General features: G+C 73.0%; 12 protein-coding genes and 1 tRNA gene. 9 read left to right on the top strand and 4 right to left on the bottom strand.

Annotated features, from left to right (window positions below; all coding sequences use genetic code 11):
• Positions 1–243: 243 nt before the first annotated feature.
• A complete protein-coding gene (locus ACFWJB_RS23235) occupies positions 244–3,021 on the top strand; it encodes a penicillin acylase family protein (RefSeq protein WP_385462165.1) in 2,778 nt (925 codons plus the stop codon).
• 78 nt (positions 3,022–3,099) lie between these two features.
• Here the strand turns inward: ACFWJB_RS23235 and ACFWJB_RS23240 are convergent, their stop codons facing one another.
• On the bottom strand, positions 3,100–3,714 hold the full coding sequence (locus ACFWJB_RS23240; protein ID WP_386924510.1) for a 5-formyltetrahydrofolate cyclo-ligase: 615 nt from the start codon (positions 3,712–3,714) through the stop codon (positions 3,100–3,102).
• 92 nt (positions 3,715–3,806) lie between these two features.
• On the opposite strand from ACFWJB_RS23240, the gene galU reads away from it, so the two are divergent.
• The 7 genes from galU (at position 3,807) to ACFWJB_RS23275 (ending at position 9,402) form a co-directional block, all read left to right on the top strand.
• Positions 3,807–4,709 carry a UTP--glucose-1-phosphate uridylyltransferase GalU gene (galU, locus tag ACFWJB_RS23245; protein ID WP_385462170.1) on the top strand — a complete coding sequence of 301 codons (903 nt, stop codon included), beginning with the start codon at positions 3,807–3,809 and terminating at the stop codon, positions 4,707–4,709.
• A 5-nt stretch (positions 4,710–4,714) separates the two neighbouring features.
• Complete coding sequence (gene glp / locus ACFWJB_RS23250) at positions 4,715–6,061, top strand: gephyrin-like molybdotransferase Glp (protein WP_385462173.1); 1,347 nt, start codon at positions 4,715–4,717, stop codon at positions 6,059–6,061.
• An 85-nt stretch (positions 6,062–6,146) separates the two neighbouring features.
• A complete protein-coding gene (moaC, locus tag ACFWJB_RS23255) occupies positions 6,147–6,659 on the top strand; it encodes a cyclic pyranopterin monophosphate synthase MoaC (RefSeq protein ID WP_385462176.1) in 513 nt (170 codons plus the stop codon).
• Positions 6,656–7,195 carry a molybdenum cofactor biosynthesis protein B gene (locus ACFWJB_RS23260; protein WP_385462178.1) on the top strand — a complete coding sequence of 180 codons (540 nt, stop codon included), beginning with the start codon at positions 6,656–6,658 and terminating at the stop codon, positions 7,193–7,195. Before moaC ends, ACFWJB_RS23260 begins: the two co-directional genes overlap by 4 nt.
• A 23-nt stretch (positions 7,196–7,218) precedes the next feature.
• Positions 7,219–7,857, top strand: coding sequence for a GNAT family N-acetyltransferase (locus tag ACFWJB_RS23265; protein ID WP_385462263.1), 639 nt, complete (start codon positions 7,219–7,221; stop codon positions 7,855–7,857).
• A gap of 168 nt (positions 7,858–8,025) precedes the next feature.
• Complete coding sequence (gene glpR, locus ACFWJB_RS23270; protein WP_386924513.1) at positions 8,026–9,243, top strand: gephyrin-like molybdotransferase receptor GlpR; 1,218 nt, start codon at positions 8,026–8,028, stop codon at positions 9,241–9,243.
• A gap of 85 nt (positions 9,244–9,328) precedes the next feature.
• Positions 9,329–9,402, top strand: a tRNA-Ala gene (locus tag ACFWJB_RS23275).
• 76 nt (positions 9,403–9,478) lie between these two features.
• Here the strand turns inward: ACFWJB_RS23275 and ACFWJB_RS23280 are convergent.
• From ACFWJB_RS23280 to ACFWJB_RS23290, 3 genes are all read right to left on the bottom strand, one after another.
• The gene (locus ACFWJB_RS23280; protein WP_386924515.1) at positions 9,479–11,935 is read right to left on the bottom strand and encodes an FtsX-like permease family protein; all 2,457 of its coding nucleotides are present in this window, start codon (positions 11,933–11,935) and stop codon (positions 9,479–9,481) included.
• The gene (locus ACFWJB_RS23285) at positions 11,929–12,687 is read right to left on the bottom strand and encodes an ABC transporter ATP-binding protein (RefSeq protein ID WP_386924517.1); all 759 of its coding nucleotides are present in this window, start codon (positions 12,685–12,687) and stop codon (positions 11,929–11,931) included. Before ACFWJB_RS23285 ends, ACFWJB_RS23280 begins: the two co-directional genes overlap by 7 nt.
• Before the next feature lie 133 nt (positions 12,688–12,820).
• Positions 12,821–13,306 carry a GNAT family N-acetyltransferase gene (locus tag ACFWJB_RS23290; RefSeq protein WP_385462187.1) on the bottom strand — a complete coding sequence of 162 codons (486 nt, stop codon included), beginning with the start codon at positions 13,304–13,306 and terminating at the stop codon, positions 12,821–12,823.
• A gap of 246 nt (positions 13,307–13,552) precedes the next feature.
• On the opposite strand from ACFWJB_RS23290, the gene ACFWJB_RS23295 reads away from it, so the two are divergent.
• Positions 13,553–13,885: a hypothetical protein gene (locus tag ACFWJB_RS23295; protein WP_386924520.1), complete on the top strand. Its 333-nt coding sequence runs from the start codon at positions 13,553–13,555 to the stop codon at positions 13,883–13,885.
• The last annotated feature ends 196 nt before the right edge of the window (positions 13,886–14,081 follow it).

The raw sequence follows: 14,081 nt of genomic DNA on the forward strand, positions 1-14,081 counted from the left end.
ACAGCGCGCGCGAGCGCACATACATGGCACACGAAGCCGCGGGAGTCCGCGGCCAACTACTTCGTTACCTTACCTAACTCTTGACGCTTTCTTGACGCTCGGCTTGGCAAGATCGAACGCCCGTGCCCGCCCGTACCCGACTCCGCGTCAAGGGGGAGCGGGCCCTGCGCCTACAGTTGCTCCAGCGCTCAGTACGCAGCACAGCCCGCCCCTGCCGCTCGTGTTAGGACAGCAAGGACAGCGATGCCCCCCACCAACACCGCCTCTTCGGGTCAGCAGCCCGGCAAGTCCGGCAGGAAGAAGGGGCGCAAAGCACGCCTTCTCGTCCTCGTGCTGGTGCTGGCCATCATCGGCGGCCTCGCCTACGGGGCGTACTGGTCCATCAGCACCGTCCGCGCCTCCTTCCCGCAGACCAAGGGCTCCCTCACGCTGAAGGGCCTGTCCGGTCCGGTCGACGTCAAGCGCGACGGCTACGGGATCCCGCAGGTCTACGCCTCCTCGGAGGAGGACCTGTTCATGGCGCAGGGCTACGTCCAGGCGCAGGACCGGTTCTACGAGATGGACGTGCGCCGGCACATGACCTCAGGGCGCCTGTCGGAGATGTTCGGCAAGGGCCAGGTCGACAACGACGAGTTCCTGCGCACCCTGGGCTGGGACCGGGTGGCGAAGAAGGAGTACGACGAGAAGCTGTCGCCCTCCACGAAGAAGTACCTCGAGGCGTACTCCAAGGGAGTCAACGCCTACCTCGAGGGCAAGGACGGCGCGGACATCTCGCTGGAGTACGCGGCCCTCGGCTTCACCAACGACTACGCGCCGCAGGCCTGGACCCCGGTCGACTCGGTGGCGTGGCTGAAGGCGATGGCCTGGGACCTGCGCGGCAACATGCAGGACGAGGTCGACCGCGCCCTGATGACCAGCCGTCTCGGCCCCAAGCAGATCGCCGACCTGTACCCGGCGTACCCGTACAGCCGGAACAAGGCCATCGTCCAGGAGGGCCAGTACGACGAGCTCACCGAGACGTTCGAGGGCGGCGCGGCCGGCTCCTCGGACGGCACCGGCACGGGCACCGGGACGGGTACGGGCACGGGCACCGGTACGGGCACGGGCAGCGGCAGCGCGCTGGAGAGCCAACTGGCGAGTCTGCAGAACGTCCTGGACGACCTGCCCACCGCCGTCGGCGTCAACGGCAACGGCATCGGCTCCAACTCCTGGGTCGTCTCCGGCGAGCACACCATCACCGGCAAGCCGCTGCTGGCCAACGACCCGCACCTGTCGCCCTCGCTGCCCTCCGTCTGGTACCAGATGGGCCTGCACTGCCGCACCGTCTCGGCCAAGTGCCAGTACGACGTCACCGGCTACACCTTCGCGGGCATGCCCGGCGTCGTCATCGGCCACAACCAGGACGTCGCCTGGGGCCTGACCAACTCCGGCGCCGACGTGACCGACCTGTACCTGGAGAAGATCACCGGCGAGGGCTACCAGTACGACGGCAAGGTCGTGCCCTTCACGACCCGCGAGGAGACCATCAAGGTCGCCGGCGGCGAGCCGAAGAAGATCGTCGTCCGCGAGACGAACAACGGCCCCCTCCTGTCCGACCGCGACGACGAACTCGTCAAGGTCGGCAAGAAGGCCACCGTGAACACCGCGGCGCCCGACCGCGCCGACGGCTACGGCGTCTCCCTGCGCTGGACGGCGCTGGAGGCGGGCACCACGATGGACGCCGTCTTCGCGATCGACCGCGCCAAGGACTGGGACACCTTCCGCGAGGCCGCGGCCCTGTTCGACGTGCCGTCCCAGAACCTGGTCTACGCCGACACCGAGGGCCACATCGGCTACACGCTGCCGGGCCGGATCCCGATCCGTGCCAAGGGCCACGACGGCTCCGTGCCGGCGCCGGGCTGGGACTCCAGGTACCACTGGACCGGCAAGTACATAGAGCCGGACGAACTGCCCTACGAGTACGAGCCCGACCGCGGCTACATCGTCACCGCCAACCAGGCCGTGATCGACGAGGACAAGTACCCGTACACCCTGACGACGGACTGGGGCTACGGCACCCGCAGTCAGCGGATCACCGCCCTGATCGAGCAGAAGATCAAGGACGGCGGCAAGATCTCCACGGACGACATGCGGCAGATGCAGCTGGACAACAGCAGCGAGATGGCCAAGCTGCTCGTGCCCCAGCTGCTGAAGATCGACATCGCCGACAAGGACGTGCGCGAGGCCCAGAAGCTGCTCGAGGGCTGGGACTACACCCAGGACGCCGACTCGGCCGCCGCCGCCTACTTCAACGCGGTGTGGCGCAACGTCCTCAAGCTCGCCTTCGGCAACAAGCTGCCCAAGGAGCTGCGGGTCGAGGGCCAGTGCCTGTGGGTCGACCCGGTCAACAGCACCGGGCCCGCGGACGAGATCAGCAAGGTCTACGAGTGCGGTCAGCGCGACGCCGGCCAGGCGCAGCCGGACGGCGGCGACCGCTGGTTCGAGGTCGTGCGCACCCTGATGGAGAAGCCGAAGAGCGACTGGTGGACGACCCCGGCGAACGGCACCCGCAAGGGCGCCGACCACAACCGCGACGACCTGTTCAAGCGCGCCATGGTCGACGCCCGCTGGGAGCTCACCGCCAAGCTCGGCAAGGACATCGACAGCTGGAACTGGGGCCGGCTGCACCGCCTGTTCCTGAAGAACCAGACCCTCGGCACCGAGGGCCCCGGCTTCGTGAAGTACGTCCTGAACCGCGGCCCGTGGAAGCTCAGCGGCGGCGAGGCGGCGGTCAACGCCACCGGCTGGAACGCGGCCGGCGGCTACGGGGTGGTGTGGGTGCCGTCCATGCGGATGGTGGTCAACCTCGGCGACCTCGACAAGTCCCGGTGGATCAACCTCACCGGCGCCTCCGGACACGCCTACAGCGCCCACTACACCGACCAGACGGACAAGTGGGCCGCGGGTGAGCTGCTGCCGTGGTCCTTCTCCGCGAAGGCGGTCGAGGGCAGCACGAGCGACACCCTGGTGCTCAAGCCGTAGCGCGGCGCACCGGAACGACCGGAACGACGAACGGCCCCCACGCGTGCGTGGGGGCCGTTCCCGTCGTCGGGAGCGGTCTCAGCGGAACCTGCGCACCCCCGACGGCGTCACCACCGCGTCCACCGGCCGGTCGTGCGGCTCCTCGGGGACGTGCGCGACGACCTCCCGGTCGTACAGCAGGACCAGCAGCGCGGGCCGCGCGCCCGCCCGCTCCAGCCGGGCGAGGACCCGGTCGTAGGACCCGCCGCCGCGGCCCAGCCGCATGCCGCGCGCGTCGACCGCCAGGCCCGGCAGCAGCACGACGCCGGCCGCGGTCACCGCGTCCGGGCCGAGACGCTCGCCGGCGGGTTCGTACAGGGCCATCCGCCCGCCGTGCCGCACGCGCGCTAGGGCGTCCTCCCCGGCGTAGACGCCCCAGTCGAGGTCGTTGTCGGGCAGGAGCACCGGCAGCAGCACGCGCGCGCCCCGCGCGCGCAGCGCGTCCAGCAGCGCGAGGGTGCCCGGCTCGGTGCCGACGGAGACGTACGCCGCCACGACGCCCGCCTCCGCGACCTCGGGCAGCGCCAGCGCCCGGCCGGCCAGGGCGTCGGCCGCGTCCCGCACGTCGTCCGCCGTCAGAGCGGCCCTCGCCCCGAGGAACTCCCGCCGCAGGGCCCGCTTGCCGGACTCGTCGGAACGTCCGCTGAACGTCAAAGGTGACTCCTGTACCGTTCTCGTGTGCTCATGTGAGCAAGGGCGATCCCGAGTTGCGGATTCTCCCAAAGTCACCGGATATGGTGGCGGGCATGACTCAGTCCCACCCCAGGATCAGCAAGGCTGTCATCCCCGCAGCCGGACTTGGTACCCGGTTCCTGCCGGCCACCAAAGCCACTCCCAAGGAGATGCTGCCGGTCGTCGACAAGCCGGCGATCCAGTACGTGGTCGAAGAGGCCGTCTCCGCGGGTCTCGGCGACGTCCTCATGGTCACGGGCCGCAACAAGCGCCCGCTGGAGGACCACTTCGACCGCAACTACGAGCTGGAGTCCGCCCTCCAGAAGAAGGGCGACGCCGGCCGGCTGGCCAAGGTCCAGGAGTCCAGCGACCTCGCCATGATCCACTACGTCCGCCAGGGCGACCCCAAGGGCCTCGGCCACGCGGTGCTGTGCGCCGCCCCGCACGTCGGGGACGAGCCCTTCGCGGTCCTGCTCGGCGACGACCTGATCGACCCGCGCGACCCGCTGCTGCAGCGCATGATCGACGTGCAGGAGCGGCACGGCGGCAGCGTCATCGCCCTCATGGAGGTCGCGCCCGAGCAGATCCACCTCTACGGCTGCGCCGCCGTCGAGGCCACCGAGGACGGCGACGTCGTCAAGGTGAGCGGACTGGTCGAGAAGCCCGACCCGGCCGACGCCCCCTCCAACTACGCCATCATCGGCCGTTACGTCCTCGACCCGAACATCTTCGACATACTGCGCAAGACCGAGCCCGGCCGCGGCGGCGAGATCCAGCTCACCGACGCCCTCCAGCAGCTCGCCGCGGACGAGAAGGTCGGCGGCCCCGTGCACGGCGTCGTCTTCAAGGGCCGCCGCTACGACACCGGCGACCGCGGCGACTATCTGCGTGCCATTGTCAGACTGGCGTGCGAACGTGAGGACCTGGGCCCCGACTTCCGGTCCTGGCTCCGCAGTTACGTAGCCGAGGAGATGTAACGACGTTGAGCAGCGCCGCGCCCCGTGACACCGGCCACGACGCCGCCGCGGACTTCGGTCCGGACCGGCTGTGGTCGGTGCAGGACCACCTGGACGACATCCTCGCCACCGTCCGCCCCCTGGAACCGATCGAGTTGAACCTGCTCGACGCCCAGGGGTGCGTCCTGGTCGACGACATCACGGTGCCGGTCTCGCTGCCGCCGTTCGACAACAGCTCCATGGACGGGTACGCGGTGCGGGTCGCCGACGTGGCCGGCGCGAGCGAGGAGTTCCCCGCCGCCCTGGAGGTCGTCGGCGACGTGGCCGCCGGCCAGGCCGACCCGCCGTCCGTGGGCCCCGGCCAGGCCGCCCGCATCATGACCGGCGCCCCGCTGCCGCCCGGCGCCGAGACCGTCGTCCCCGTCGAGTGGACGGACGGCGGCCTCGGCGAGGGCCCGGTCACCGGGATGCGCGCCCGCAGCCTCGCCCCCGAGGGAGCCGAGGGGCAGGTCCGGGTGTACCGGCCGGCCGAGGCGCGCGCCCACGTGCGCGCCGCGGGCAGCGACGTGAAGTCCGGCGACCGCGCCCTGGAGGCCGGCACGGTCCTCGGGCCGCCGCAGATCGCCCTGCTCGCCGCGATCGGGCGCGGCAGGGTCCGGGTGCACCCCCGCCCGCGCGTGGTGGTGCTGTCCACCGGCAGCGAACTCGTCCAGCCCGACGAGGAACTGGCCCACGGCCAGATCTACGACTCCAACAGCTTCGCCCTCACCGCCGCCGCCCGCGACGCCGGCGCCATCGCCTACCGCGTGGGCGCGGTCGACGACGACGCCGACACGCTGCGGAACACCATCGAGGACCAGCTCGTCCGCGCCGACCTGATGGTCACCACCGGCGGGGTCAGCGTCGGGGCGTACGACGTGGTCAAGGAGGCGCTGGCGCACGTCGCCGACGAGGACGAGCCGGGCAGCGGCGTGGAGTTCCGCAAGCTCGCCATGCAGCCCGGCAAGCCCCAGGGCTTCGGCTCCATCGGCCCCGACCACACCCCGCTGCTCGCCCTGCCCGGCAACCCGGTGTCGTCGTACGTCTCCTTCGAGCTGTTCGTCCGCCCCGCCATCCGCACCCTCATGGGCCTCACCGACGTCCACCGCCCGACCGTCACCGCGACCCTCACCGCCGACAAGGCGCTGAGCTCGCCCAAGGGCCGGCGGCAGTTCCTGCGTGGCACCTGCGCCGACGGGTCGGTCACCCCGGTCGGCGGCGCCGGGTCCCACCTGGTGGCGGCCCTCGCACAGGCCGACGCGCTGATCGTCGTCCCCGAGGATGTCGAATCGGTCGAGCCCGGCACCGAGGTCGAGGTGGTCCTGCTCCGCTGACCCCGCCCGGTTGGCGGTACCGTGTCGCGCACAGCAGGCCCACGCGCCGCACCGCGCCGGGCCAGGACCGGGAGCGCCACACAGCATGAGCACGCAGGACCGACCCCCGAAGGACGGCCAGGACACGCAGGGCCGGCTGACGCACATCGACGAGGCGGGCGCCGCCCGCATGGTCGACGTGTCCGCCAAGGACGTGACCGCGCGCACCGCGCGCGCCAGCGGACGCGTCCTGGTCGCGCCCCGCGTGGTCGAGCTGCTGCGCGGCGAGGGCGTCCCCAAGGGCGACGCCCTGGCCACCGCCCGGATCGCGGGCATCATGGGCGCCAAGCGCACCCCGGATCTGATCCCGCTGTGCCACCCCCTGGCGCTCTCCGGTGTGAAACTGGACCTGTCGGTCGCGGACGACGCCGTGGAGATCACCGCCACGGTGCGGACGACGGATCGCACGGGTGTCGAGATGGAGGCGCTCACCGCGGTCTCCGTCGCCGCGCTCACCGTGATCGACATGGTCAAGGCGGTCGACAAGGGAGCGGTCATCACGGACGTGCGCGTGGAGGAGAAGACGGGCGGCAAGTCGGGCGACTGGAGCCGGTCGTGACACCGGACGCGCCGGTGGGCGGCGCCCTGTCCGCGCCCTACAGCGCCCTGGTCGTCACCGCCTCCAACCGGGCCGCCGCCGGGGTCTACGAGGACCGGGGCGGTCCCCTGATCGCCGAGGGCCTCGGCCGCCTCGGCTTCGCCGTCGACGGTCCCCGGGTCCGCCCCGACGGAGACCCCGTCGAGGCCGCCCTGCGCGAGGGCGTCGCCGCGGGCTACGACGTGATCGTCACCACCGGCGGCACCGGCATCTCGCCCACCGACCGCACCCCCGAGGCGACCCGGGCGGTGATCGACCGCGAGGTCCCGGGCATCGCGGAGGCCGTCCGGGCGTACGGACGCGACAAGGTGCCCACCGCGGCGCTCTCCCGCGGCCTGGCCGGGGTGGCGGGCGGGACGCTGATCGTCAACCTGCCGGGCTCCACCGGCGGCGTGAAGGACGGCCTCGCGGTCCTGGAGCCGCTGCTGAAGCACGCCGTGGACCAGCTGCGCGGCGGTGACCACCCCACGGCGTCCGGAAGCGGGGGTGCGAGCTGAACAGCCCATCCTGGCCCGTCGAGCTGGTGGACGGCGACATCGTCCTGAGGCCCATAAAGCTGCGCGACCAGCGGGCGTGGCGCGAGGTCAACCGGCGCAACCGCGACTGGCTGCGCCCCTGGGAGGCGACCATTCCGCCGCCCGCGCCCGGCGGGCCGCTCGCGCAGCGGCCGACGTACCGCCAGATGGTCCGCCACCTGCGGGCCGAGGCGAACGCGGGCCGGATGCTCCCCTTCGTCATCGAGTACCAGGGGCGGCTGGCCGGACAGCTGACGGTGGCCGGGATCACCTGGGGGTCCATGTGCTCCGGCCACGTCGGCTACTGGGTGGACGCGGCGGTGGCCGGGCGCGGGGTGATGCCCACGGCCGTCGCGATGGCCGTGGACCACTGTTTCCGCACCGTCGGCCTGCACCGCGTCGAGGTCTGTATTCGCCCGGAGAACGGGCCCAGCCGCCGGGTGGTGGAGAAACTCGGATTCCGCGAGGAGGGGCTCAGGCCGCGTTATCTCCACATCGACGGCGGCTGGCGCGACCACCTCGTGTTCGCCCTCACCGCCGAGGAGGTCCCGGAGGGGCTGCTGCGGCGCTGGCACCGGTCACGGGACCGGAGCGCGCGGAACACCTCGGGGAATCCGGCCCGGCCCGGCACCGGAATTGAATAAATGTTCGAAATTGATCGGGTCGCGACCACGCGGTAGCGGGTATTTCGCGTCCCTGACAGTCAGCTGGTCGCATCGGTCGCAAAAAAAGTTCGAAATATCAGCCGGATCGTGCGACACACCGGCCCAATTGGCGGATGGCCCCGCGCGAACCCCTCTACCGTGTGAGGCGTGAGCAGCAGCGGCCTCATCTACGCAGTCATCGTCGGGGCCTGGGCCGCCTACTTGGTGCCGATGTGGCTCCGTAGGCAGGACGAGCTGAACGAGGCCCGTCCGACGGAACGCTTCAGCACCGCCATCCGGCTGCTTTCCGGCCGGGCGGGCATGGAGCGCCGGTACGCCAAGGACCTCCGGTCGCGCTCCGCCGACGAGGCGGAGCCCGACGCCGACGCCCCGGACGCCGTCACCGACTCGGTGGACGTCCGGGCCTTCGCCGTGTCCCAGACCCGCCGGCACACCCGGCCCGTCCCGCAGGACGCCGCGGAGCGGCCCGCGCCGGACCGCGGCGACACGGATGCGCGCACCGACCGCGCCGGATCCGCCCGGGCCTCCGAGTCCGGGGCCGCACCGGCCCGCAGGCGGGTGCCCGCCCCCCGGCCCGCCCCGGGCTCACCGGCGGCGGCCCGCGCCCGCCGCACCAAGGTGCTCGCCCGCCGCCGGCGCACCACCGTGATGCTCTTCCTGGCCTTCACCCTCGGCTCGGTCGTCGCCGCGGTCGGCGGACTGGCCTTCCTGTGGGCGCCCGGCGTGCCCGCGATACTGCTGAGCGCCTACATCGTCCACCTGCGCACCCAGGAACGCCGCCGGTTCGCCTTCCACATGGACCGCCGCCAGGCCGAGGTCGCCGCCCAGCGGCTGCGCGACCGCCAGCCGCGCCGGCACGCCCCCGCCGACCTCACCGGCGACCCCGACGCCGAGGAACCGGACGAGACGTCCGACGCCGCACCCGACCCCGGACTCTCCGCGCTCGCCGCGGACCGCCGGGCGCTGGTGGAGCAGACCGACCACGCCGAGTGGGTCGACCAGCAGCGCGAACGGCAGCGCCGGCCCGGCCAGGGCGACAGCTGGGACCCCGTGCCGGTCCCCCTGCCCACCTACGTCACCGCGCCGGTCGCCCCCCGCGCCACCCCCGACGTGGACCTCGCGGCGCCCGACGCGTGGAGCTCGGCCCGCTCCAGCGCCGTCGCCCCGGACCGGACGGACCGGAGGGACGCGGCGGAACGGCCCGCACCTGACCCCCCGGCCGACCGCGCCGAGGACCGGCCCGAGGGCACCGGCCGCGGCGGCGCCCGCCGCGGCGCGTCCGCCCGCCGCGGCCGGGGGCGGGGCCGGACCCCGCTGTTCGACCAGTACGAGGACGGCGACCGACCCCGCGCGGCCAACGAGTAGCGCACCCGGACCGCGCCCCCGCCCGGCCTCCGGGAAGGGATTTTTGAGCAGGCCGATCGGGGTGCTAAAGTTTCACTCGTTGCAAGGGCCTGTGGCGCAGTCCGGTAGCGCACCTCGTTCGCATCGAGGGGGCCAGGGGTTCAAATCCCCTCAGGTCCACGCAGCATGAAGCCCCTGTCAGATCACTGACAGGGGCTTCATCGTGTTCCGGGACCCCGGCGACCCCCCCCGGGTCTCAGCCCGCCGCGCGGACTGACAGCCCCTCACCCGTGCCGCGCCGCAGCGCCACCGCCGCCGGAACCGTCGCCGCGAGCACGGCGGCCACCGCGCACGCACCCGCCACCGCGCCCAGCGCCGGCCAGGGCAGCGCGAGCGGGGCGGCCGGGGCCGACAACAGGGCCAGCGCGCCCCGCATCCCGCCCAGGTTCAGGGCCGCCACCACCACACCCAGCACGGTGCCGACCGCCACCACCGCCACCGACTCCGCCGCCACCAGCCGCAGCACCTGCCCCCGGGTGGCGCCCGCCAGCCGCAGGGTGCCCAGCTCGCGCAGCCGGTCGGAGGTCGCCATGACCAGGGTGGCCGCCAGCGAGATCACCGCGTACAGCAGGGCGATCCCCAGCACCAGCAGCAGCCCCGTGCGGGCCGTCCCGTCCGCCCCGGGCGCCGACGCCTCCAGCCACGCCCGCCGGGTCAGCACCTGCCCGCCCGACGGCCGCACCGCCTCCCGCAGCCCCGCCGCCACGGCCCCCGGGTCCGCGCCCCGCGCCACCGTCACCTCCACCCGGTCGACGACCGCGCCCCGCGCGTTCGCCGGGGTGACGTACGCCCCGTTGTCGCCGGTGCCGACCGGCATCACCGCGGCGATCCGCAGCGAGCGCCGGGTCCCGTCGCCGAGCCGGACCGTCACGCGCTGCCCCACGGCGTGCCGCTCCCACTCCTCGTTGACGACGATCGAGTCGTCGTCCAGGTCGCCGATCCGGCCGCCCGTCAACGGGATCCGCGCGGTCGCCGCCAGCGCCCCCGGGTCGGCCGCCCGGGCCTCGGAGCGGATCAGGGCCACGCCCTCCTCCACGACGTACACGGCGGTCGGCGCGGTCGCCGAGACGGCCGCCGTACCGGGCACCGCGCGCAGCCGCCGCACCGCGTCCCGGTCGAGGCCGCCGTCCGCCGTCACCACCAGGTCGGCCCGCGTCCGCTCCCGGGCCTCGGCCGCCCGCGCCCCGTCCAGCGTGGCCGTCGCCCCGAGCAGCGACCCGGTCAGCGCCACCGTCACCAGCACCGGCGCCGCGACGGACGCCGTGCGCCGGACGGCCGCGGCGGCGTTCTCCCGCACCAGCGTCCCGCCCGCGCCCGGCAGCCGCGACGGCCCCCAGGCCAGCAGCCGGACCAGCGGGCGCACCGGCAGCGGCGCCAGCAACGCCACCGCCGTGATCAGCAGCATCGGCCGGACGATGTACGTCTTGCGGTGCAGCAGGTCCCCCGGGTCGGTCAGCAGCGCCCAGGCCAGTGTCACGGCCGCCGTCAGCAGCAGGGCCGCACCGCACACCAGACGGCCCCGGGTCAGCGTCCCGGTGTCCACGGCCGCCTCGCGCAGCGCCTCGGCCGGCCCGGTCCGCCCCGCCCGCCAGGACGCCGCCACCACCCCGCACAGGGCCACCAGCAGACCCGTCCAGAAGGCCAGGTGGTACGGCCACGCCTGGTCGCCGATCGCGAACCAGCCGGGCGCCAGACCTCGCCCGACCACCCACACGGCCACCCGCGGGGCCGCGTACGCGCCCAGCGCGCAGCCCGTCGCCGACGCGAGGACCCCCAGCAGCAGCGCCTCGGCGGCCACCAGCCGGCGCACCTGGCCCGGTGTCGCACCCGCCGTGCGCAGCAGACCGAACTCCCGGCGCCGCTGCGCCACCGTGAAGGAGAACGTCGACGCCACCACGAACACCGACACGAAGGCGGCCACCCCGCCAGCCGTCCCGAACAGGGCGTTCAGCGCCGTCACCGCCTCCCGGTCCCGGTCCGGACGGGCGTCCGCCAGCCGGCGCGCCGTACCGGTCAGGACCTGGGCGTCGTCCCCCACCACGCGCCGCACGTCCGCCGCGTCCGCGTCCACCACCAGCTGCGCACTCGGCGGCGACAGCCGTGCCGCGCGGGCGTCCGTCCAGAAGACGGCCCGCTCGAAACCGAGGTCCACCGTCGTGCCGACGACGCGCACGGTCCCGTGGGAGGTGCGCAGCCGCTCGCCCACGGCCGCCCAGCCGCCCGTGACCACCACCTCGCCGGCGGCCTCAGGCGCGCGCCCCCCGCTCAGCTCGTACGGGGCGAAGGCCGCCGTCGACCACGGGTGCCCCACCAGTGCGCCGGGCTCGCCCTCCACCCGCACGGGGAAGGCACGGTCCTCGGTCACCGGACCCAGCGCGCGCAGCGCCGCCACCGTGCCGGCCGGCACCGGGCGGGGGTGCGCCAGCGGCTGCGTCCCGACACCGTGCGCCGTCGGTACGCGCAGCGTGTCCTGCCCCCGCACCACCACGGGCGCCGCCGCGAACCGCTCCGGGGCGCGCTCGGGGGCGTTCAGCGAGGAGGCCAGGGCCAGGCCGGTCACCGCGAGCAGGGCGACCCCGAGGGCCAGGGCGACGAATCCGCCGGCGAAGGCGGTCCAGCGGACGCGCAGGGTGCGCAGGGCGACGGTCAGCACGGCACGGCCTCCTGCCTTGCGGCCTCCAGCACGGCCATCCGCGCGGCGATCTCCCCGGGCGCGGCGGCCGCCAGCTCCCCGTGCACCCGTCCGTCGACCAGGAACACGACCCGGTCCGCGTACGACGCGGCCAGCGGGTCGTGGGTCACCATCACCACCGTGCGGCCGTCGTCGTCGACCATCCCCCGCAGCAGCGCCAGCACCTCGCGGGCCGTCCGCGAGTCGAGCGCGCCGGTCGGCTCGTCGCCGAACAGCACCTCGGGCCGCGTGATCAGCGCCCGGGCCAGCGCCACGCGCTGCTGCTGGCCGCCCGACAGCTCGGACGGGCGGTGCCGGGCACGCTCGCCGAGTCCGACCCGCCGCAGCACCTCCCGCACCTCGGACCCGCGCGGGCGGCGCCCGGCCAGGCGCAGCGGCAGGGCGACGTTCTGCTCGGCCGTCAGGGACGGCAGCAGGTTGAACGCCTGGAAGACGAACCCGATCCGCTTCCGGCGCAGCAGCGTCAGCCGCCGCTCGCTCAGCGCGGTCAGCTCCGTCTCCCCGAGCCGTACCGAGCCCGAGGTGGGCCGGTCGAGGCCCGCCGCGCACTGCAGCAGTGTCGACTTGCCCGAGCCGGACGGGCCCATGACGGCGGTGAAGCTGCCGGCCGGGAAGGCGAGCGTCACCCCGTCCAGGGCGGCCACCCGGCCGCCGCCCGAGCCGTACCGCCTGCGCACGTCCCGCAGTTCGACCGCACTGGTCCCGATGCCCATGTCCTTCGCCGCCCCCACTCGTCCGGTGTTCTCGTGGGGTCCACGAAACCGCGCCGGCACCCTCCGGGTCGGTGCGGCAGGGACGAGACTTGGGGTGGGGCCAGGCATACCTCGCCGGGTACGTCCTGCGGGCCTACGGGACCTGGAGGTCCTTCGCGTAGCAGAGGCTGTCCCGGTGGAAGCGGTAGTAGCCGAACTTCTCGCAGGGCTCGTAGCCGCTGGAGAGGTACAGGGCGACGGCCTCCGGCTGCTTGGTGCCGGTCTCCAGGACCATGCGGGTCCGTCCGGCCGCGCGGGCGTCCTCCTCCAGGGCGGCCAGGATGCGGCGGGCCAGTCCCCGACCGCGCACCTGCTCGATCACGAACATCCGCTTGAGCTCGGCGTCCCCGTCGCGGTTGCCCTCGTCGTTGGCGTCCTGACTGCGCCAGCCGCCGGAGGCGACCGGGACGTCGTTCTCGTCGTACGCGATCAGGTACAGGCCGTTCGGCGGCGTGAAGTCCGCCGGGTCGAGGTGCGTGGCGTCGCCGCCGTCGCCGTAGCGGACGTCGTACTCCGCCTGGACCTCGTCGTTCAGCTTCACGGCGTCGGGGTGGTCGAAGGCGACCCGGCGTATGTTCATGCTTCCTACCGTATATTGATACATTGTGCGAAGAGGGGCGTCGCCCAGTGTGCAGGTCGCATCATCCGTACGGAGGATGGCGTGCGCATCGCGGCGGCCTCTAGGATCTCAGGGAGTGCCTGCTCCGTCAGAGGTCACTCGCACCGCTCCCTTCACCGGGGGCGAGTGCCGCGCAGGGGGTTCATCCATCGGGTGAGCTCCACCCCTGTGCGGCATTCGCCGCAATTCCCGATGAATGGAGAGAAAATGAATATCAGAGAGACTGTTGCGCGGCTGTTCGGTCGCGCCGGCAGTGGTGTCGAAGAAAACTCAACAGTGAACATGGATTCCTCGGCCCGGCCAAGTCCACATCGTTCGGACGGCAACCGAGTCAGGAGGAGGATCAGGATCGGCAAGGTCTTCGGTGGCGTCGTCATGCTCGTCGCCCTGGCCCGAGGTGCCGCCGGTCTGTTGATCGCCGTCGAAGACATTCACGACCGTGGTGGCCTGTGTGCCTTCGACACGATCACCGAAAATAATTTCTTCAACAGCATTCTGTGTGAGTCGCGCGGCGACGCTTCAGCCGCCGGCAAAGTGTAGATATCACTTTAAATATATGGTTGCGCCTTTTCTGATCAACTAGGCTGAACCGTCACTCCGGACCTGATCACCCGGGGTGACGGAATTTTATGGCCCAGCCCTCTCGGCTGGGCCTTTTTTCGTGCGCTGCCGGCCTCGCCGCGGTCCTCGACCAGCGCGGCGCCGGCCCGAGGGTCCCTCCCAGGGGTGAGCGGCG

The sequence above is a fragment of the Streptomyces sp. NPDC127100 genome (assembly GCF_042724095.1).
Taxonomy (GTDB): Bacteria; Actinomycetota; Actinomycetes; order Streptomycetales; family Streptomycetaceae; genus Streptomyces.